The organism is Sphaerisporangium cinnabarinum (assembly GCF_055567015.1).
Window position 1 is genome coordinate 26,455 of the sequence record NZ_JBVHRG010000007.1, and the last position, 18,024, is coordinate 44,478.

General features: G+C 73.8%; 20 protein-coding genes. 15 read left to right on the forward strand and 5 right to left on the reverse strand.

Annotation, left to right across the window (positions count from 1 at the left end):
• Window positions 1-233: 233 nt before the first annotated feature.
• The 5 genes from lysS (at window position 234) to mshA (ending at window position 5,062) form a co-directional block, all read left to right on the forward strand.
• Window positions 234-1,694 (forward strand): lysine--tRNA ligase, encoded by a 1,461-nt coding sequence (gene lysS, locus ACZ4MO_RS11435; RefSeq protein WP_108049530.1) that lies wholly within the window; start codon window positions 234-236, stop codon window positions 1,692-1,694.
• 27 nt (window positions 1,695-1,721) lie between these two features.
• A complete protein-coding gene (locus ACZ4MO_RS11440) occupies window positions 1,722-1,901 on the forward strand; it encodes a hypothetical protein (protein ID WP_175009017.1) in 180 nt (59 codons plus the stop codon).
• Window positions 1,902-2,073: 172 nt separating this feature from the next.
• Window positions 2,074-2,412 carry a histone-like nucleoid-structuring protein Lsr2 gene (locus ACZ4MO_RS11445; protein WP_108049515.1) on the forward strand — a complete coding sequence of 113 codons (339 nt, stop codon included), beginning with the start codon at window positions 2,074-2,076 and terminating at the stop codon, window positions 2,410-2,412.
• Between the two features lie 115 nt (window positions 2,413-2,527).
• Window positions 2,528-3,736 carry a beta-propeller fold lactonase family protein gene (locus tag ACZ4MO_RS11450; protein ID WP_175009016.1) on the forward strand — a complete coding sequence of 403 codons (1,209 nt, stop codon included), beginning with the start codon at window positions 2,528-2,530 and terminating at the stop codon, window positions 3,734-3,736.
• A 69-nt stretch (window positions 3,737-3,805) separates the two neighbouring features.
• Entirely contained in the window at window positions 3,806-5,062 is a 1,257-nt protein-coding gene (mshA, locus tag ACZ4MO_RS11455) for a D-inositol-3-phosphate glycosyltransferase (protein ID WP_175009050.1), read from the forward strand.
• Between the two features lie 31 nt (window positions 5,063-5,093).
• Here mshA and ACZ4MO_RS11460 read toward each other — a convergent pair whose 3' ends face one another.
• Complete coding sequence (locus ACZ4MO_RS11460) at window positions 5,094-5,534, reverse strand: nitroreductase/quinone reductase family protein (RefSeq protein WP_175009015.1); 441 nt, start codon at window positions 5,532-5,534, stop codon at window positions 5,094-5,096.
• Window positions 5,535-5,707: 173 nt separating this feature from the next.
• On the opposite strand from ACZ4MO_RS11460, the gene ACZ4MO_RS11465 reads away from it, so the two are divergent.
• Complete coding sequence (locus ACZ4MO_RS11465) at window positions 5,708-6,445, forward strand: phosphoglyceromutase (protein ID WP_074808251.1); 738 nt, start codon at window positions 5,708-5,710, stop codon at window positions 6,443-6,445.
• Window positions 6,446-6,553: 108 nt separating this feature from the next.
• Here the strand turns inward: ACZ4MO_RS11465 and phoU are convergent, their stop codons facing one another.
• Entirely contained in the window at window positions 6,554-7,237 is a 684-nt protein-coding gene (gene phoU, locus ACZ4MO_RS11470) for a phosphate signaling complex protein PhoU (RefSeq protein ID WP_108049506.1), read from the reverse strand.
• A 219-nt stretch (window positions 7,238-7,456) separates the two neighbouring features.
• On the opposite strand from phoU, the gene ACZ4MO_RS11475 reads away from it, so the two are divergent.
• The 6 genes from ACZ4MO_RS11475 (at window position 7,457) to pstB (ending at window position 13,844) form a co-directional block, all read left to right on the forward strand.
• A complete protein-coding gene (locus ACZ4MO_RS11475) occupies window positions 7,457-8,800 on the forward strand; it encodes a sensor histidine kinase (RefSeq protein ID WP_255437231.1) in 1,344 nt (447 codons plus the stop codon).
• Window positions 8,797-9,501, forward strand: coding sequence for a response regulator (locus ACZ4MO_RS11480; protein WP_175009014.1), 705 nt, complete (start codon window positions 8,797-8,799; stop codon window positions 9,499-9,501). Before ACZ4MO_RS11475 ends, ACZ4MO_RS11480 begins: the two co-directional genes overlap by 4 nt.
• 256 nt (window positions 9,502-9,757) lie before the next feature.
• Complete coding sequence (gene pstS / locus ACZ4MO_RS11485) at window positions 9,758-10,897, forward strand: phosphate ABC transporter substrate-binding protein PstS (RefSeq protein ID WP_021483683.1); 1,140 nt, start codon at window positions 9,758-9,760, stop codon at window positions 10,895-10,897.
• 143 nt (window positions 10,898-11,040) lie between these two features.
• Window positions 11,041-12,066, forward strand: a complete 1,026-nt coding sequence (pstC, locus tag ACZ4MO_RS11490; RefSeq protein ID WP_175009013.1) for a phosphate ABC transporter permease subunit PstC — start codon at window positions 11,041-11,043, stop codon at window positions 12,064-12,066.
• The gene (pstA, locus tag ACZ4MO_RS11495; protein ID WP_175009012.1) at window positions 12,066-13,049 is read left to right on the forward strand and encodes a phosphate ABC transporter permease PstA; all 984 of its coding nucleotides are present in this window, start codon (window positions 12,066-12,068) and stop codon (window positions 13,047-13,049) included. Before pstC ends, pstA begins: the two co-directional genes overlap by 1 nt.
• Before the next feature lie 15 nt (window positions 13,050-13,064).
• Entirely contained in the window at window positions 13,065-13,844 is a 780-nt protein-coding gene (pstB, locus tag ACZ4MO_RS11500) for a phosphate ABC transporter ATP-binding protein PstB (RefSeq protein ID WP_021481981.1), read from the forward strand.
• A 96-nt stretch (window positions 13,845-13,940) separates the two neighbouring features.
• Here the strand turns inward: pstB and ACZ4MO_RS11505 are convergent, their stop codons facing one another.
• Window positions 13,941-14,468: a septum formation family protein gene (locus tag ACZ4MO_RS11505; protein ID WP_186810435.1), complete on the reverse strand. Its 528-nt coding sequence runs from the start codon at window positions 14,466-14,468 to the stop codon at window positions 13,941-13,943.
• A 106-nt stretch (window positions 14,469-14,574) separates the two neighbouring features.
• Window positions 14,575-15,081 carry a hypothetical protein gene (locus ACZ4MO_RS11510; RefSeq protein ID WP_167405759.1) on the reverse strand — a complete coding sequence of 169 codons (507 nt, stop codon included), beginning with the start codon at window positions 15,079-15,081 and terminating at the stop codon, window positions 14,575-14,577.
• Window positions 15,082-15,438: 357 nt separating this feature from the next.
• Between ACZ4MO_RS11510 and ACZ4MO_RS11515 the strand changes: the two genes are divergently transcribed.
• The 3 genes from ACZ4MO_RS11515 (at window position 15,439) to ispF (ending at window position 17,338) form a co-directional block, all read left to right on the forward strand.
• Window positions 15,439-15,921 (forward strand): CarD family transcriptional regulator, encoded by a 483-nt coding sequence (locus ACZ4MO_RS11515; protein ID WP_031315710.1) that lies wholly within the window; start codon window positions 15,439-15,441, stop codon window positions 15,919-15,921.
• Window positions 15,922-16,025: 104 nt separating this feature from the next.
• Window positions 16,026-16,772 (forward strand): 2-C-methyl-D-erythritol 4-phosphate cytidylyltransferase, encoded by a 747-nt coding sequence (gene ispD, locus ACZ4MO_RS11520; protein WP_175009010.1) that lies wholly within the window; start codon window positions 16,026-16,028, stop codon window positions 16,770-16,772.
• The gene (gene ispF, locus ACZ4MO_RS11525) at window positions 16,769-17,338 is read left to right on the forward strand and encodes a 2-C-methyl-D-erythritol 2,4-cyclodiphosphate synthase (protein WP_175009009.1); all 570 of its coding nucleotides are present in this window, start codon (window positions 16,769-16,771) and stop codon (window positions 17,336-17,338) included. The genes ispD and ispF overlap by 4 nt, the downstream gene beginning before the upstream one ends.
• A gap of 2 nt (window positions 17,339-17,340) precedes the next feature.
• Here ispF and ACZ4MO_RS11530 read toward each other — a convergent pair whose 3' ends face one another.
• Complete coding sequence (locus ACZ4MO_RS11530; RefSeq protein ID WP_186810434.1) at window positions 17,341-17,910, reverse strand: LpqN/LpqT family lipoprotein; 570 nt, start codon at window positions 17,908-17,910, stop codon at window positions 17,341-17,343.
• Window positions 17,911-18,024: the final 114 nt, after the last annotated feature.

The following is an 18,024-nucleotide window of genomic DNA, read 5'->3' on the forward strand; positions in this document are numbered from 1 at the left end:
CCCCGCGGGGGCAACCCCCGGCTCCTGGGGGGGAAACCCCATTCCCCGCGAGGTAGAGCCCTGGCCATGACCACGGCTCTACCTCGCGGGACCTGGGCTCTACCTCGGCGGACCGGGGCGCTACCTCGGGGGCGCGGGAGCGTCGGTAGAATCCAGGGGTGACCTCCCCCGCCGGAACCCCCTCTCCTGCCGTGCCCGAGCCCGAGGACCACGTCGACGACGTGCCCGAGCAGATGCAGGTCCGTCGCGAGAAGCGCGAGCGGATCCTCGCGCGCGGCGACGAGCCCTATCCCGTCTCGGTGCCGCGCACGACCACGATCGCCGAGGTCCGTGCCGCCTACGAGCACCTGGAGACGGGCGAGGAGACGCAGGACGAGGTCGGCGTCGCCGGCCGCGTGGTGTACCTGCGCAACACCGGCAAGCTGTGCTTCGCCACGCTGCAGGACGGCGAGGGGAACCGCCTGCAGGTCATGCTCAGCCAGGCGGTGGTCGGGGAGGAGTCGCTCGCGGCGTTCAAGTCCGACGTCGACCTCGGCGACCACCTGTTCGCGCACGGTCGCGTCATCAGCTCGCGCCGCGGCGAGCTGAGCGTCTTCGCGGACGCGTGGCAGATCGCCGCGAAGGCGCTGCGTCCGCTCCCGGTGCTCCACAAGGAGCTCTCGGAGGAGGCGCGCGTGCGCCAGCGCTACGTCGACCTCATCGCCCGCCCGGCCGCCCGCGACACCGTGCGTCTGCGCGCCGCCGTCGTGCGCTCGATCCGTGAGAACTTCTGGGAGCGCGGTTTCGTCGAGGTCGAGACCCCGATGCTCCAGACGCGTCCCGAGGGCGCTGCGGCGCGACAGTTCGAGACGCACATGAATGCGTTCGACATCGACTTGTTCCTGCGTATCGCGCCCGAGCTGTTCCTCAAGCGCGCGGCCGTCGGCGGCGTCGAGAAGGTGTTCGAGATCAACCGCAACTTCCGCAACGAGGGCGTGGACTCCACGCACTCGCCGGAATTCGCGATGCTCGAGGCGTACGAGGCCTACGGCGACTACGACACGATGGCCGTGCTCACCCAGAACCTCGTCCAGCGCGCCGCGCAGGACGCTCTCGGCACGACGCTCGTGACGCTCGCCGACGGCACCGAGTACGACCTCGGCGGGGAATGGACGCAGCTGAAGATGTACGACTCGCTCTCGGACGCGCTGGGCGAGCACATCACCCCCGAGACGTCGGTCGACACGCTGCGGACGTTCGCGGACAAGCACGAGCTCTCGTTCGACCCAAAGAACGTCAATCACGGAAAGCTCGTCGAGGGGCTGTGGGAGCACCTCGTGGGCGATCACCTGGTGGCCCCCACGTTCGTCCGGGACTTCCCGGTCGAGACCTCGCCGCTGACGCGCGACCACCGCACGGTGCGCGGTCAGGTCGAGAAGTGGGACCTCTACGTGCGCGGCGTCGAGCTCGCGACGGCGTACTCCGAGCTCGTGGACCCGGTGGTCCAGCGGCAGCGGTTCGAGGCACAGGCCCTGCTCGCGGCGGCCGGCGACGAGGAGGCCATGCGCATCGACGAGGACTTCCTCACCGCGATGGAGTACGCGATGCCCCCGTCCGGCGGGATGGGCCTGGGCATCGACCGCCTGCTCATGGCGCTCACGGGTCTCGGCATCCGCGAGACCATCCTCTTCCCCCTCGTGAAGCCCGCGCAGTAGCGCGGCCGAGAACCTAGGACCGACAGCATGGACATCTGGCCCACCGTCGCGGCGCTCATCCCCTCGATCGGCGTCGGCGTGCTCTTCTACGTGGCGATGCGCGCTATCGTGCGCGCCGACCGCAACGAGCGTGCCGCGCTGGCGCGCCTCGACGCGGAACAGGAATCCGCCGCGGGCGGGAATGCCGCGCCCGCGCACGACTCCTGATCTCCCGGGAAGGCCGTCGGGCGGCGTCCCGAAATGATGGACCGCCGTCCAGGAATTGCCCGTCGAGAACCGGGGGCGCGTTCCGCCGTGGCGGCGTGTTCAATTGACGCTCGCCTTTCACGGTGGCATCCTGACGACGACAGCAATTCCTGTGAAGCGTGAGGAAACCACAGTGGCCCAGAAAGTCCAGGTAATTCTCGTCGACGACCTCGACGGGGGTGCGGCCGACGAGACCGTCACGTTCGCACTCGACGGCGTCTCCTACGAGATCGACCTCAGCACGAAGAATGCGCAAGAGCTGCGCGACGCCTTTGCCTCGTGGGTCGGCAACGCGCGCAAGGTCTCGTCCCGCACGAGCGCGGCCCGCCCGGCCCGCCGCAGCGGCGGCCGCTCGTCCGGCTCCGCCCGGGCGACCGAGGTCCGCGAGTGGGCCCGTGCCAACGGCTACACGGTCAACGACCGCGGTCGGATCTCCCAGGAGATCCAGACCGCGTACGACGCCGCGCACTGACGCGTCGTCGCACCGAGCACCGGGGCGCCCGGCCGACGACACGTCGGCCGGGCGCCCTTCTCGTGCGCCGGAGCGCGGGTGCCGGGCCGCCCGCGCGGAGAACTAGGCTCAAGGCATGACCTCCGCGACCCGCGCCCTCTGGATCGGCACCTACCCGCACCCGAACGGCGCGGAGGGCGTGTGGCGCGTCGAGCTCGACGTCGACCCCGCCGCGGGCACCGGCGCCTTCGGGGGCGGCGCGCTCGCTGTCGCGGCCTCCTCCCCGTCGTTCCTGGCGCTCGACGGCGACACGCTCTACGCGGTCGGGGAGACGGAGGCCGGCTCGGTCTCGGCGTTCGCCGTCGCGCCCGACGGCGCCCTCACCCCCCGGGGCGGCCCGGTCGCCACGGGCGGCTCGTACCCGTGCCACGTCGCCGTGAGCGGTGACGTGCTCGTCGCGAACTACGGCGACGGCGTCCTCACGGTCGTGCCGACGGCGGACGACGGCGGGGTCGCGGCAGCGCCCGACGCCGGCCCGCGCCGGCAGCGGCACGCGGGGACCGGTCCGGTCACCGACCGCCAGGAGGGGCCGCACGCGCACTTCGTCGCGCCCCTCGCGCACCTCGGCTCGGCGGACGACGGCAGCGGGGCGGTGCTCGTCGTCGACCTCGGCACCGACGAGCTGCGACGGCACGACCCGGCCGCGCCCGACGGCTCGACGGCCCAGGTCGTCGCGACCTTCCCGCCGGGCACGGGCCCGCGCCACCTCGCGGCGCTCCCGTCGGGGCACCTCGTCGTCGTCGGCGAGCTGGACCCGGCGCTCTTCCTGCTCTCCCCGGTGGACGGGCCGGACGGCGCGCGCACCTACGACGTCGTCGCGCGCTACGACGTCACGCACGCCGCCGCTCCCGCCGACGGCGGGAACTACCCCTCGCACGTCGCGGTCACCGCCGACGGCACGCGCGTCCTCGCCGCGGTGCGTGGCGCCGACGTGCTCGCGGCGCACGCGGTCGAGCCCGGGCCGGACGGCGGCGTGCCCACGCTGCGCCACCTGGCCGACTCGCCGGTGGGCGGCGCGTGGCCGCGCCACTTCGCGATCCTCGGGGCCGCGACCGGCGCGGGGTCGGCCGCCGAGGCCGACCAGGGGGACGCCGACGCGCCGCTGCACGACCTCGTCGTCGTGGCGAACCAGAACGACGACCCGCTCATCGAGCGGCCCGCCGTGGCCGGCCCGGACGCCCCGACGTCGAACCTCGCGCTCCTGCGCGTGCGCCGCTCGGACGGCGCCGCCCAGGTGCTCGACGTGCTCGCGCTCCCGGCCCCGGCGTGCGTCGTGGAGGCCTGACCCGCCGTGACGACGCTCGACCTGCCGGGCGGAACCGCCCCCGACCCGTCGGACCCGCTGCGGGTCGCGATGCTCTCGGTGCACACGTCGCCGCTCGACCAGCCGGGCACCGGCGACGCGGGCGGCATGAACGTGTACGTGACCGAGCTCGCGCACGCGCTCGCGCGCCGCGGCACGCAGGTCGAGATCTTCACGCGCGCCACGGCGTCGAGCCAGCCGCCCGTGGTCGAGGTGTCCGACGGCGTGACGGTGCGCCACGTCGCAGCCGGCCCGTTCGAGGGGCTCGACAAGAACGACCTCCCGGGCCAGCTCTGCGCCTTCACCGCCGGCGTGCTGCGGGCCGAGGCGCGGCGCCACGAGGGCTGGTACGACGTCGTGCACACCCACTACTGGCTCTCGGGTCAGGTCGGGTGGCTCGCCGCCGACCGCTGGGACGTCCCGCTCGTCCACACGATGCACACGCTCGCGCGCGTGAAGAACGCGGCGCTCGCGCCGGGGGACGCGCCCGAGCCGCTCGGGCGCATCATCGGCGAGGAGCAGGTCGTCGCGGAGGCGGACGCGCTCGTCGCGAGCACGGACGCGGAGGCGCAGGACCTCGTGCGGGACTACGCGGCCGACCCGGCGCGCGTGCACGTCGTGCCGCCGGGCGTCGACCTCGAGCTGTTCTCCCCGGCACCGGGCGCCGCGACCGGCGACGCCCGGGAGCGTCGCGAGCGGCGGCGCACGCTGCGGGCCGGGCTGGGCCTGCCCGCCGACGGCGGCCTCGTCCTCTTCGCCGGGCGCGTGCAGCCGCTCAAGGGCCCCGACGTGCTCGTCCGGGCGCTCGGCGTCCTCGCCGCGCGCGGGGAGCCCGTGCCGTCGCTCGTCGTCCTCGGTGGCCCCAGCGGCCGCCCGACGGCGGTCCGCGAGCTCGAGGCCCTCGCCTACCAGGTGGGCGTGAGCGACCGGCTCGTCGTGCGCCCGCCCGTCCCGCGCGACGAGCTCGTGCGCTGGTACCGGGCGGCCGACGTCGTCGCCGTCCCCTCGCACAACGAGACGTTCGGGCTCGTCGCGGCCGAGGCGGAGGCGAGCGGCACGCCCGTGGTCGCGGCCGCCGTCGGGGGGCTGCGGACCGTCGTCGAGGACCAGGTCTCCGGCGTCCTCGTGCCCGACCACGACCCGGCGACCTGGGCGCGCGTCCTGGCGGACCTGCTCGCCGACGACGCACGGCTCGCCGCCCTCGGCGAGGGGGCCCGACGCGCGGGGGAGCGCTTCGGGTGGGACGTCGCGGCGGTCCGGATGCTCGACGTCTACGCGCAGGCGCGCAAGGTCCGCGCGGCGCGCTGACCGCGCGGACCGGCACGGGCCACGCGGCGGCTCAGCCGCCCGCGCGCTCCAGCACGAGGACGGGGATCTCCCGCGACGTCTTCTCCTGGTAGTCCGCGTACGGCGGGTAGGCTGCGACCGCGCGCTCCCACCACAGCGCCTTCTCCTCGCCGTGGACCTCGCGCGCGACGTAGTCGTGGCGCTCCGGCCCGTCCTGCAGCTCGACCCGCGGGTGCGCCAGCACGTTGAGGTACCACACCGGGTGCTGCGGCGCTCCGCCGAGCGACGCGACGACCGCGTACGCGCCGTCGTGCTCGACGCGCATCAGCGGGGTCTTGCGGACCTTGCCGCTGCGGCGTCCGAGCGTCGTGAGGAGGACGACGGGCATCCCGTTCAGGGTCGTGCTGCGCGTCCCGCCGGACGACTCGTAGGTCTCCGCCTGCTGGCGGGACCAGGTGCTCGGGCTCGGTGCGTACTCTCCGTCGATCGGCATGCGGGAGAGAACGTGCGCGACGGCGCGCTGATTCCCGGCCCCGCACGAGCCGCGACGCCGCGGTCCCGGGCGGCTCCGGGGCGGCCGGACCTTCGTCCCACGCCGCGCGGCGACGGTCACCACCACGTGGGACGCGCGTGCCGCGGCGTCGGGCCGTGCGGCAGGATGGAGGCATGACCTACACCCTCGTGCTGCTCCGCCACGGCGAGAGCGAATGGAACGCCAAGAACCTGTTCACCGGCTGGGTGGACGTCGCCCTGTCGGAGAAGGGCACCGAGGAGGCGAAGCGCGGCGGTCAGCTCCTCACGGAGGCAGGCGTCCTGCCCGACGTCGTGCACACCTCGCTCCTGCGCCGCGCCATCACGACGGCGAACCTGTCGCTCGACGCCGCGGACCGCCACTGGATCCCCGTGAAGCGGTCGTGGCGCCTCAACGAGCGTCACTACGGTGCGCTCCAGGGCAAGAACAAGAAGCAGACGCTCGAGGAGTTCGGCGAGGAGCAGTTCATGCTCTGGCGCCGCTCCTACGACGTCCCGCCGCCCGAGATCGAGCTCGGCTCGGAGTTCTCGCAGGACACGGACCCGCGCTACGCCGACGCCCCCGTCGTGCGCACCGAGTGCCTCAAGGACGTGCTCGAGCGCGCCCTGCCGTACTGGGACGGCGAGGTCGTCCCCGACCTGAAGGCGGGCAAGACCGTGCTCGTCGCCGCGCACGGCAACTCGCTGCGCGCGATCGTCAAGCACCTCGACGGCATCTCCGACGAGGACATCGCCGCGCTCAACATCCCGACCGGCATCCCCCTGCTCTACGAGCTCGACGAGGACCTCAAGCCGGTCACGAAGGGCGGCCGCTACCTCGACCCCGAGGCCGCCGCCGAGGCCGCCGCGGCGGTCGCGAACCAGGGCCGCTGACCGGCCCCGCCCCGCACAGACGACCGTGGCCCGTCCGGAGATCCGGACGGGCCACGGTCGTCTGTGCGGGTCGAGCGGGTCCTCCCGGCGCGCCGGGCCCGCGGCGGGTCAGGCGGTCGCGCGCGTGGTGCCCGCCGGGGCGCCGCGGTCGTCGGCGAACTCGCCGGTCACGAGGTACGTCACGCGCTTGGCGATCGACACCCCGTGGTCGCCGAAGCGCTCGTAGTAGCGACCCACGAGCGTGACGTCGACCGTCTCCTGCGGCGTGCCCGTCCACGTGCCGTCGAGCAGCGCGCTGAACGTGTCCTGGTGCAGCTTGTCGAGCAGGTCGTCGTCGCGCTCGATGTTCGCCGCGACGGTGAGGTCGCGCGTCGTGAGGAGCGTGGTCGTGCGCCGTGCCACGCGGACGGCGGCGTCGTGCATCTGCTCGAACGTGCGGTGCAGCGTCGGCTCGATCGCGCGTCCTGGGTAGCGGCCGCGCGCGACCTGCGCGATGTGGCGCGCGAGGTCGCCCATGCGCTCCAGGGTGGCGCTCATGCGCAGCGCGCTGACGACGACCCGCAGGTCGGTCGCGACGGGCTGCTGCTGCGCGAGCAGCAGCACGCAGCGCTCGTCGAGCTCGCGCTCGAGGGCGTCGATCGTGTGGTCGTCGCCGATCACCGACTGCGCGAGCTGCAGGTCCGCCGTGAGGAGCGCCTGCCCGGCGCGGTTCACGGCCGACTCCACCAGCCGGCTCATCTCGGCCAGGTCGTCGCCGACCTGCTTCAGCTCGGCCTCGAAGATCTCCCGCATCGCTTCCCTCTCGTCGTGACCGGTCGGTCCGGTCCGTGACGGCGTGCGCCCCGACGCGCCGGGAGGCGCCCGGGCACGCCGTCGGCTCCTGACACGCTCGCAGGCGTGGTCGACCGGCCGGTGAACACCAGTGCGCCGTCAGGTGAACTCTTGGCGGCTCGCGCCCGCCCGGGGTCCCGCGGGGCCGGGACGGTCGGCACGCGACCGTACGCTGGACGGGTGCAAGCCGAGAGTCTGATCGAGGGCGTGACCGTGCTGCTCGCCGGTGTCGTGGGCATCGTCGTCGGCGTGATCGCGGCGATCGCGTTCCGCGTGAGCGAGCGGCAGCAGCGCGCGGTGCGGGAGGAGCCCGCCCCGGAGCTCGACGAGGGTCTCGTCCGCGTGCTGGCCGTCCTGCGGTCCGCCGCCGTCGTGCTCGACGGCGAGGGGGAGGTCGTGCGGGCCAGCCCGCCCGCGTACGCGCTGGGGGTGGTGCGCGGCGACGCGATCGCGCACGCCGCGATCCGCGACATGATCGACGACGTGCGTCGGGACGGCGTGATCCGCGACGAAGAGCTCGAGCTCCCGCGCGGCCCCGTCGGCCGGGGCACGGTGATGCTCCAGGTGCGCGTGGCCCAGGTGGGCCCGCACCACGTGCTCGTGCTCGCGGAGGACCGGACGGAGGCGCGGCGGGTCGAGGCGATCCGCCGCGACTTCGTCGTCAACGTGTCCCACGAGCTGAAGACGCCGGTGGGCGCGCTCGCGCTGCTCGCGGAGACCGTCCAGGACGCGGCGGACGACCCGGTGGCGGTGCGCCGGTTCGCCGCGCGCATGCAGTCGGAGGCGACGCGCCTGTCCGCGCTCGTCCAGGAGATCATCGAGCTGTCGCGGCTCCAGGTCGCGGGAGCCCTGCAGGAGGTGACGGTCGTACCGGTGCGCGGCGTGGTCGAGGAGGCCGTCGACCGCGCCCGCACGAACGCGCAGGGCAAGGGCATCGTGCTCACGACGGGCGGCGAGCTGGACGCCGCGGTCTACGGCGACCACAACCTGCTCGTCACGGCGGTGCGCAACCTCCTCGACAACGCGGTCGCCTACTCGGGCGAGAACACGCGCGTCGGCGTCGGCGTGACGCGGTCGGGCGACCTCGTCGAGATCGCCGTCGTGGACCAGGGCATCGGGATCGCGGCCGACGAGCAGGCTCGGGTCTTCGAGCGGTTCTACCGCGTCGACCCGGCGCGCTCGCGCGACACGGGAGGCACCGGCCTCGGCCTGAGCATCGTCAAGCACGTCGCGGCCGACCACGGCGGCGAGGTCACGATGTGGTCCGAGCCGGGCCGCGGGTCGACCTTCACGCTCCGCATCCCGGCGGCGAACGTCCCGGCCGCACGGACGCGCGGCACGGTGACCGATCGAGCGACCGACCGAGCGACCGACCGAGCGACCGACCGGGCGGACGAGCCGGCACCCGACGGGCTCGCGACGGAGGGTCGCGCACCGGACGACCACGAGCGCGTGCCGCACGAGCACGCGCCGGACGACGGCGCCCCGGAAGCGGGCGCACCGAACAAGGAGGTAGGCGCGTGACGCGCATCCTGGTGGTGGAGGACGAGGAGTCGTACCGCGACCCGCTGACGTACCAGCTGCGGCGCGAGGGCTTCGACGTCGTCGAGGCGGCGACGGGCACGGAGGCGCTGGAGCGGTACGACGCCGACGGCGCGGACCTCGTCCTGCTCGACCTCATGCTCCCCGGCCTCAGCGGCACGGAGGTGTGCCGGGAGTTGCGCCAGCGCGGCGACGTCCCCGTCATCATGCTCACGGCGAAGGACTCGGAGATCGACAAGGTCGTGGGTCTGGAGCTGGGCGCGGACGACTACGTGACGAAGCCGTACTCGTTCCGCGAGCTGCTCGCCCGCGTGCGTGCCGTGCTGCGCCGCAAGGGCGGGGAAACTGGTGCGGAGCCGGTCGCGGAGAGCGCGCTCGAGGTCGGGCCGGTCCGCATGGACGTCGAACGGCATACGGTGAGCGTGGACGGCGAGGTCGTGCCGTTCCCGCTCAAGGAGTTCGAGCTCCTCGAGCTGCTCCTGCGCAACGCGGGGCGCGTGCTCACGCGCGGTCAGCTCATCGACCGCGTGTGGGGCACCGACTACGTCGGCGACACCAAGACCCTCGACGTCCACGTCAAGCGCATCCGCTCGAAGATCGAGCCGGAGCCCGCGAGCCCGCGCTACCTCCTCACGGTGCGCGGCCTCGGCTACAAGATCGCGGACGGCGTCGGGCAGCCCTGACCCGGCGGTCCCGTCCGGCACGGACGACCGGCACGACTGCCGGCACGACGGCCCCGGCACGTCCCTCGCGGACGCGCCGGGGCCGTCGTCGTGCGACGCCGCGTGCCCCGCCCTGCGGCCCGGCACGGAAGGTCTGTGCACTGTTCATCCGTCGTTCACCCGCTCTGGGGGAACGCGTCACCCGGCGCTCCTAGCGTCGGGATCGTCACCGGCGCTCGCTGGTGCCACGAGACGCGTGAACAGGATGGAACGAAGAGTGAAGCTCAGCCGATTCTCCCGTGCAGGATCCGCCGTCGCGGTCGGCGCGCTCGCCCTGACCCTCGCCGCGTGCGGGTCGGACGACCCCGTCGGCGGTGCCGACGGCTCCACCGGTGGTTCCTCCGAGGGCTCGTCCGAGACCGCGAGCGACCTCAGCGGTGAGCTCAACGGTGCGGGCGCGAGCTCGCAGGAGTCCGCCATGGAGGCGTGGCGCGCCGGGTTCCAGAGCGCGAACCCCGACGTCACCGTCAACTACGACCCGGTCGGCTCCGGTGGTGGTCGCACCCAGTTCCTCGAGGGCGGCGTCGCGTTCGCCGGCTCCGACGCGGTGCTCAAGGAGGAGGAGATCACCCAGTCGCAGGCCGTGTGCGGCCCCGACGGTGCGATCGACCTCCCCGTCTACGTGAGCCCCATCGCGATCATCTACAACCTGCCGGAGGTCGCCGAGCTGAACCTCGCCCCGGCTACGATCGCGGGCATCTTCAACGGCACCATCACGCAGTGGAACGCGCCGGAGATCGCCGCCGACAACCCCGACGCGACGCTCCCCGACGTGGCGATCACGCCCGTCCACCGCTCCGACGAGTCGGGCACCACCGAGAACTTCACCGAGTATCTCGCCGCGACCGCGGGCGACGCGTGGGGCCACGAGCCGAGCGGCGACTGGCCGACGCAGGGCGGCGAGTCCGCGCAGGGCACGTCCGGCGTCGTGCAGACCGTCCAGGGCGGCGAGGGCACCATCGGCTACGCCGACGCCTCGAAGGCCGGCGACCTCGGCACCGCGAAGATCAAGGTCGGCGAGGAGTGGGTCGCCTACTCCCCGGAGGCCGCGGCCAAGGTCGTGGACGCGTCGCCGCGCGTCGAGGGCCGTCACGAGCACGACATCGCGGTCGAGCTGGACCGCACCACGACCGAGGCCGGCGCCTACCCGCTGGTGCTCGTCTCGTACGCGGTGGCGTGCCTCAACTACGAGGACGAGGCGACGGGCGACCTCGTCAAGGCGTTCCTCACCTATGTCTCGAGCGAGGAGGGCCAGTCGGCCTCCGCGTCGGCCGCGGGCAGCGCGCCGATCTCGGAGGACCTGCGCACGGACGTCCACGCGGCCGTCGAGGCCATCACGGTCGGCGCCGCCGGCTGACGACCGCCGGGCGCCAGGGGGGCGGCGGGGCCTGCGGGCCCCGTCGCCCCCTGGCGCCAGGGGGCGGCGGGGCCTGCGGGCCCCGTCGCCCCCGACCCGCGACCAGACCGCACGCCGCAGGACAGCACACCGGGAGCACGAGAGTGACCACCACAGCCCCACCCACGACACCGGGCCCCGCGCCGGGCGGCTCGTCCGAGCCCGCGCGTCGCCCGGGTACGTCACGCCGCCGCGCCCGCAACAGCGACCGCGGGGTCAACCGCGCGTTCCGCTGGACCGCGACGGGTGCCGGCGCGCTCATCCTCGCCGTGCTGGCCGCGGTCGCGATCTTCCTGCTGCTGCGGGCGTGGCCCGCGCTCAGCGCGGGCGGCGCCGAGCTGAGCGACCAGGTGGCGTGGTTCCCCGAGGGCGCGTCGCTGCTGTCGTTCGTCGGGCCGCTGATCTTCGGCACGCTGCTCGCCGCGGCGCTCTCGCTCGTGCTCGCGACGCCCGTCGCGATGGGCATCGCGCTGTTCATCTCCCACTACGCGCCCCGCCGGCTCGCCTCGACGCTGGGCTACGTCGTCGACCTGCTCGCGGCGATCCCCAGCGTCGTCTACGGCCTGTGGGGCTCGCTCGTGCTCCCGCCGGTCGTCGTGCCGGTGTGGTCCTGGCTCGCCGACACGCTCGGATGGTTCCCGCTCTTCGCCGGGCCGGCGTCGCCGACCGGCCGCGTCCTGCTCACCGTCGCGCTCGTGCTCGCCGTGATGATCCTGCCGATCATCACGGCCGTGAGCCGCGAGGTGTTCCTCCAGACGCCGAAGCTCCACGAGGAGGCCGCGCTCGCCCTCGGCGCGACGCGCTGGGAGATGATCCGCACCGCGGTCATCCCGTTCGGGCGGTCGGGCGTCGTCTCGGCCGCGATGCTCGGCCTCGGGCGTGCGCTCGGCGAGACGATGGCGGTGCTCATGATCCTCTCGCCCGGGCTCCTCTACTCGTTCAAGATCCTCCAGGCGGGGCAGCAGCAGACGATCGCCGCGAACATCGCGGCGGACTTCCCCGAGGCGAACCCGCTCGGGGTGAGCGCCCTCATCGCCACGGGCCTCGCGCTGTTCGTCATCACCCTGCTCGTCAACATGGGCGCCCGCGCGATCGTCGCGCGGCGCAAGGACTTCTCGGGAGCCAACTGATGAGCGCCCTCAGCACCAGCCCCGCGCGCGGGGCGTCGGCACCGGACCCGGAGCGCTCCGCGGTCGTGCGCGCGCTCCTGCGCGGCGCGGACGCCGGCCGTCGCCGCAAGGACCGCACCATGACGGTCCTCATGTGGGGCGCGTTCGCCCTCGCGATGGTGCCCCTCGTGTCCGTCGCGTGGACCGTCGTCATGCACGGCATGGAGCGGTTCGACGTCTACTTCCTCACGCACTCCATGCGCGGGGTGTTCGGCGGCATGGACGCGGGCGGCATCTACCACGCGATCCTCGGCACGCTCCTCATCACGCTGGGCGCCGCGGTCATCTCGGTGCCGATCGGCCTGCTCGCCGCGATCTACCTCGTCGAGTACGGGCGCGGGCCGCTCGCGCGCGCGGTGACGTTCTTCGTCGACGTCATGACCGGCATCCCGTCGATCGTCGCGGGCCTCTTCGCGTACGCGCTCTTCGCGGTGCTGTTCGGGCCGGGGGTGCGCATGGGCATCGTCGGCTCCGTGGCGCTGTCCGTCCTCATGATCCCGGTGGTCGTGCGCTCGTGCGAGGAGATGCTGCGGCTCGTGCCGAACGAGCTGCGCGAGGCCGCCTACGCGCTCGGCGTGCCCAAGTGGCTCACCGTCGTGCGGGTCGTGCTCCGCACGTCGATCGCCGGCATCACGACCGGCATCATGCTCGCCGTCGCGCGCGTCATCGGCGAGACGGCGCCGCTCCTCATCACGGTGGGCGTCGTCGACTCGATCAACGGCAACCTCTTCGAGGGCCGCATGATGACCCTCCCGGTGTACGTCTACCGGCAGTACAGCCAGGGGCTGGTGCCCTGCAGCAACGTCACCGACGTCGTGTGCCTCCCCGACATCAACTACGACCGGGCCTGGGCGGCCGCCCTGACGCTGATCCTCATCGTCATGCTGCTCAACCTCGTCGGGCGACTCGTCACCCGCTGGTTCGCCCCCAAGACCCTCCGCTAGAACAGGACAGCCCCGATGGCACAGCGCATCGACGTCAAGGACCTCAACATCTACTACGGCGACTTCCTCGCGGTGCAGGACGTCGGCATGACGATCGAACCCCAGTCCGTGACGGCCTTCATCGGCCCGTCCGGCTGCGGCAAGTCGACGTTCCTGCGGACGCTCAACCGCATGCACGAGGTCATCCCCGGCGCGCGCGTCGAGGGGACCGTCGCGATGGAGGGCGTCGACCTCTACGGCGACGACGTCGACCCGGTCGCCGTCCGCCGCCAGGTCGGCATGGTCTTCCAGCGGCCCAACCCGTTCCCCACGATGTCCATCAAGGAGAACGTGCTCGCGGGGGTGAAGCTCAACAACAAGCGCATCTCGAAGTCGGACGCCGAGGACCTCGTCGAGTCGTCGCTGCGGGGCGCGAACCTGTGGAACGAGGTGAAGGACCGCCTCGACCGCCCGGGCTCGGGCCTCTCCGGCGGCCAGCAGCAGCGCCTGTGCATCGCGCGCGCGATCGCCGTCAAGCCGCAGGTGCTCCTCATGGACGAGCCGTGCTCGGCGCTCGACCCGATCTCCACGCTCGCGATCGAGGACCTCATCGCCGAGCTCAAGGACGAGTACACGATCGTCATCGTCACGCACAACATGCAGCAGGCGGCGCGCGTGAGCGACCGCACCGCGTTCTTCAACATCGCGGGCACCGGCAAGCCCGGTCGCCTCATCGAGATGGACGACACCGCGACGATGTTCTCCTCGCCCACGCAGCAGGCCACCGAGGACTACATCTCCGGCCGCTTCGGGTGACCTGAGCCCGGCCGCCCGGCCCTGGCCCGCACGCACGACGGCGCCCCTCCCCACGCGGGGAGGGGCGCCGTCGTGCGTGCGGGACGGGTCAGGGGGTCAGGTCGCGCTGCCCTGGAGCGAGCCCGTGACGTCGGTGCCGTTCGTGTCGAGGACGCACTGGACCACGCGGTCGTCCTGCAGCTTCCAGCCGTCCGCGCGCGGCGTGAAGTACCAGTACTCGTGCGCCGACTCCTCGTAGGGGAGCCCGACGAACGCCTCGAACGCGCCGTAGCAGAACTCCTCGGCACTCGTCGTCACGGCCTCGTCACCGGGGTAGTCGCCCGCGGGGAGCTCGGTCTCGGCGTAGACCTCGGCGTCGTGCGGCTCCGAGCACGGCACGACGGGCACGGACTCGACCTGGTCCGCGTCGTCCAGCTTCGAGGAGACGATGCAGTCGCCGACCTGGACCGAGAAGACGTCGGCGTCCGACGCCTCGGTCACCTCGCCGCCGGGCTCGTCACGCTGGGCGTCGGCGGGTCCGGAGATCTCGTCGAGGATCGCGCCGCAGCCCGACGCGGTCAGGGCGAGGGCGACGGCGCTCACGACGAGGACGAGCGGCCGGCGGGTGGAGCGGGGGAGGGTCACCTGGGTTCCTTCGGTACGAGCCCCGACCAGGGTGGCGGGACGGCACGCGAAGGCTAGCGCCGGGCGGTGACACGGGCCGAGCCGATTTCTGGCGCGACCTGCGCGGTCACGGCAGGAGGTGCGCGTACTCCTCGAGGGTGCCGTCGAGGACGGGGAGGGACAGGGCCTGCTCCTCGCCCGTCGTCGTGCTCACCGTGACGGGCAGCATCGCGCCCGGCGCCGCGTCGACGCGGCCGATCTGCGCGTCGAAGCCGTCCTCGGCGCCGAGGTAGACCGTCTCGCCCGCCGCGACGGGGATCGTCACGGGGGCGCCGCCCTCGGGCGTCACGTCGAACTCCACGTCCTCGGTCGAGTCGTTGGCGAAGGCCCCGACGAGCGCGCCCGGCTCGCCGTCCTCCGCGGTCACGACGAGCAGGTTGAGCCCGCGCAGCTCGCTCGTGAGGTCGACCCGCAGGCCGTCGGAGGGGGAGTACGGGCGGTTCGTCTCGATGGGGGAGCAGGCGGACGCGAGGGCCACACCGGCGACCAGGAGGGGCACGGCCCAGGCGCGCGCGCGGCCGGTGGCCCGGGACTCCGCACGGGTCGAGGCTCGGGGGGTCGGGATGCGGGTCACGTGCACTCCAGGGCTGCAAGAAGGGGGACGGGATTCCGCGCCCAGCCTAGTGCGTCGGGAGGACCGGGGCGGCCGGAACGGCCGGCCCGCGGCCGTGGCGTGAGCGGCGTCACGTGGCGCTGGGCGTGCCGGGACGGTGGTCGTCGGGCCTCGTGAAGGTCCTGCAGGGGGTCGTGAGGTGCCCCGGAGACGCCGTCGGGGCGCCGATGGGGCACCGAGTCGAGATTCGTCAGGCGCGCTGACACGGCCCTGACCTGGGCGAACGTGCTGGTGACGGGCTTGTCAAGGGGCCGAGGGGCTCGGATTTCCGCCCTTCCGCGTGGTAAGGTGGACCACCGCGAAAGGGGACATCTGCAGATGACGTTCACAGTAGGCGAGACCGTTGTCTACCCGCACCACGGAGCCGCACTGATCGAGGAGATCAAGACGCGCACCATCCGCGGAGAGGACAAGATCTACCTCAAGCTCAAGGTCGCGCAGGGCGACCTGACCATCGAAGTCCCAGCCGAGAACGTCGACCTCGTCGGCGTGCGTGACGTCGTCGGCCAGGAGGGTCTCGACCGTGTGTTCGAGGTGCTTCGTGCACCCTACACCGAGGAGCCGACCAACTGGTCGCGCCGGTACAAGGCGAACCTCGAGAAGCTCGCGTCGGGTGACGTGATCAAGGTCGCCGAGGTCGTGCGCGACCTCTCCCGCCGGGACGCCGACCGCGGCCTGTCCGCCGGCGAGAAGCGCATGCTCTCGAAGGCTCGGCAGATCCTCGTCTCGGAGCTCGCGCTGGCGGAGCACACCGAGGAGGACAAGGCCGAGGCGATCCTCGACGAGGTGCTCGCCTCCTGACGTCCCGGGCCGCGGCCCGCGCAGTCAGCGCCACAGACCACCGGGGAGGGCGCCGTCCGTACGGACGGCGCCCTCCCCGTCGTCGTGCCCGGTAGCGTGTGCGCGTGCTGACTCTCGCCGTCCTCACCGCCGCCGGTTCCGGGACCCGGCTCGGGCTGGACCTGCCCAAGGCCCTCGTCGAGCTCGACGGGCTGCCGCTCGTGGTGCACGCCGCCCGACGGCTGTGCGCGTCCGGGGTCGTGGACGCGCTCGTCGTGACCGCGCCGCCCGGGCTGCGCGACCACGTCGCGGCGCTCCTGGCCGACGACCCCGCGGTGGACCGGGCGGTCCGGGTCGTCGAGGGCGCGGGGACCCGCCAGGCGTCCGTGGCGGCGGGTCTGAGGGCCGGCCGCGGCCTCGCGGAGGGCGGCGTGCCCGCCGACGTCGTGCTCGTCCACGACGCCGCACGACCCCTCGCGCCGCCGTCGCTGGTCCGCCGCGTCGTCGAGGCCGTGCGCGCGGGCCACGGGGCCGTCGTGCCGGGGCTTCCCGTCACGGACACGATCAAGCGCGTGGCGCCCGCGGGCGCCGACGACGCGTCCGGTGCGGAGCCCGTCGTCGAGACGGTCGACCGGAGCGTGCTGCGCGCCGTCCAGACCCCGCAGGGGTTCGACGGCGAGCTCCTGGCCCGCGCGCACGCGGCCGCCGTCCACCGCGCGGACGACGAGTCCCTCGCCGCGACCGACGACGCCGGGCTGGTCGAGGCGCTCTGCGTCCCGGTCCACGTGGTGCCCGGCGACGCCGCGGCGGCCAAGATCACCACCGCGCACGACCTGCGGGTCGCGGCGCTCACGCTCCGGGAGGACCGATGACCACCCCTGCAGGCTCCACCGGGACACCCGCCGGGACGCCCACCACCGCACCGGTCGCCGCGGGCCCCGTCCCGCTGCTCCCGCGCACGGGCGTCGGGGTGGACGTGCATGCCTTCGCGCCCGAGGGCGAGGAGCGTCCGCTCTGGCTGGGCGGCCTGCACTGGCCGGGTGAGCGCGGTCTCGCCGGGCACTCCGACGCCGACGTCGCGGCGCACGCCGCCGCCGACGCGCTGTTCTCGGCCACCGGCCTCGGCGACCTCGGCTCGAACTTTGGCACGAGCGCGCCCGAGTGGGCGGGCGCGAGCGGCGCCAGCCTGCTCGCGGAGGCGGCGCGACGGGTGCGGGCCGCCGGGTTCGAGATCGGGAACGTGGCCGTCCAGGTGATCGGCAACCGGCCGCGCCTCGGGCCGCGCCGCGCCGAGGCGGAGGCGGCGCTCGGGGCGGCCGCGGGCGCCCCGGTGACGCTCACGGCGACCACGACCGACGGGCTCGGCCTCACCGGCCGCGGCGAGGGCGTCGCGGCCGTCGCCACCGCTCTCGTGATCCGGCTCGCACCGCCCGCCTGAGGTCAGCCCGTCGGCGCGACCTGGACGCTCTCGAGGATCGCGCGCGCCTGCGCGGCCCCGTCGGCGTCGTCGACGGCGTACGACGCCGTGAGGTCGACGACCCACGCGTCGGGCCCGTCGCCCGTCCGCACGGCGACGATCTCCTGCGCGACGGCGGTCCCCGCCGCCTCGTACGTCCCGGCCACGCGGTAGGCGGGCAGCCCGGCGAGCGTCGTGGGCCCCTGCCCGTCGGGGTCGGGCACCCAGCCGGGGATCGAGGCTGCGGCCGCCGTCGTCGCGGCGCCCGCCTCGTCGACGGTCTGCGCCGACTGCTCTCCGGTGACGACGACGTTCGCGCGGAAGTCGTCGGAGCCCGTGCCGCTCGGGGCGCGCAGCAGGAACGCGCCGTCGCGCGTGCCGCGCTCCCAGCCCGCGGGCGCGGTCACCTGGACCGGGATCTCGGGGACGTCGTGCACGACCGGATCCGTGCCACCACCTGCGCCCTCGGGCCCGCCGCAGCCCGCGAGGGCGAGCGCGACGGTCGCCGTGAGGGCGAGCGTCCAGGGGGTGCGGGGCAGGCGCGGTCGGGGCACGGGAGTCCTTCGTCGGGGGTGGGGGCCGGGGCTGGTCCGGCTCGTCATTCTCGCCCGCTCCCGTCCGGCGTGCCAGGCCCGCCACCTGCCTCTACGATCGCTGGAAGCGCATCG

Excerpts from the sequence above, each read along its gene's own strand:
- lysS (WP_108049530.1), top strand. The coding sequence starts at position 234 with ATGCAGGTCCGTCGCGAGAAGCGCGAGCGGATCCTCGCGCGCGGCGAC.
- ACZ4MO_RS11440 (WP_175009017.1), top strand. The coding sequence starts at position 1,722 with ATGGACATCTGGCCCACCGTCGCGGCGCTCATCCCCTCGATCGGCGTC.
- ACZ4MO_RS11450 (WP_175009016.1), top strand. The coding sequence starts at position 2,528 with ATGACCTCCGCGACCCGCGCCCTCTGGATCGGCACCTACCCGCACCCG.
- mshA (WP_175009050.1), top strand. The coding sequence starts at position 3,806 with ATGCTCTCGGTGCACACGTCGCCGCTCGACCAGCCGGGCACCGGCGAC.
- ACZ4MO_RS11460 (WP_175009015.1), bottom strand. The coding sequence starts at position 5,534 with ATGCCGATCGACGGAGAGTACGCACCGAGCCCGAGCACCTGGTCCCGC.
- ACZ4MO_RS11465 (WP_074808251.1), top strand. The coding sequence starts at position 5,708 with ATGACCTACACCCTCGTGCTGCTCCGCCACGGCGAGAGCGAATGGAAC.
- phoU (WP_108049506.1), bottom strand. The coding sequence starts at position 7,237 with ATGCGGGAGATCTTCGAGGCCGAGCTGAAGCAGGTCGGCGACGACCTG.
- pstA (WP_175009012.1), top strand. The coding sequence starts at position 12,066 with ATGAGCGCCCTCAGCACCAGCCCCGCGCGCGGGGCGTCGGCACCGGAC.
- pstB (WP_021481981.1), top strand. The coding sequence starts at position 13,065 with ATGGCACAGCGCATCGACGTCAAGGACCTCAACATCTACTACGGCGAC.
- ACZ4MO_RS11515 (WP_031315710.1), top strand. The coding sequence starts at position 15,439 with ATGACGTTCACAGTAGGCGAGACCGTTGTCTACCCGCACCACGGAGCC.
- ispF (WP_175009009.1), top strand. The coding sequence starts at position 16,769 with ATGACCACCCCTGCAGGCTCCACCGGGACACCCGCCGGGACGCCCACC.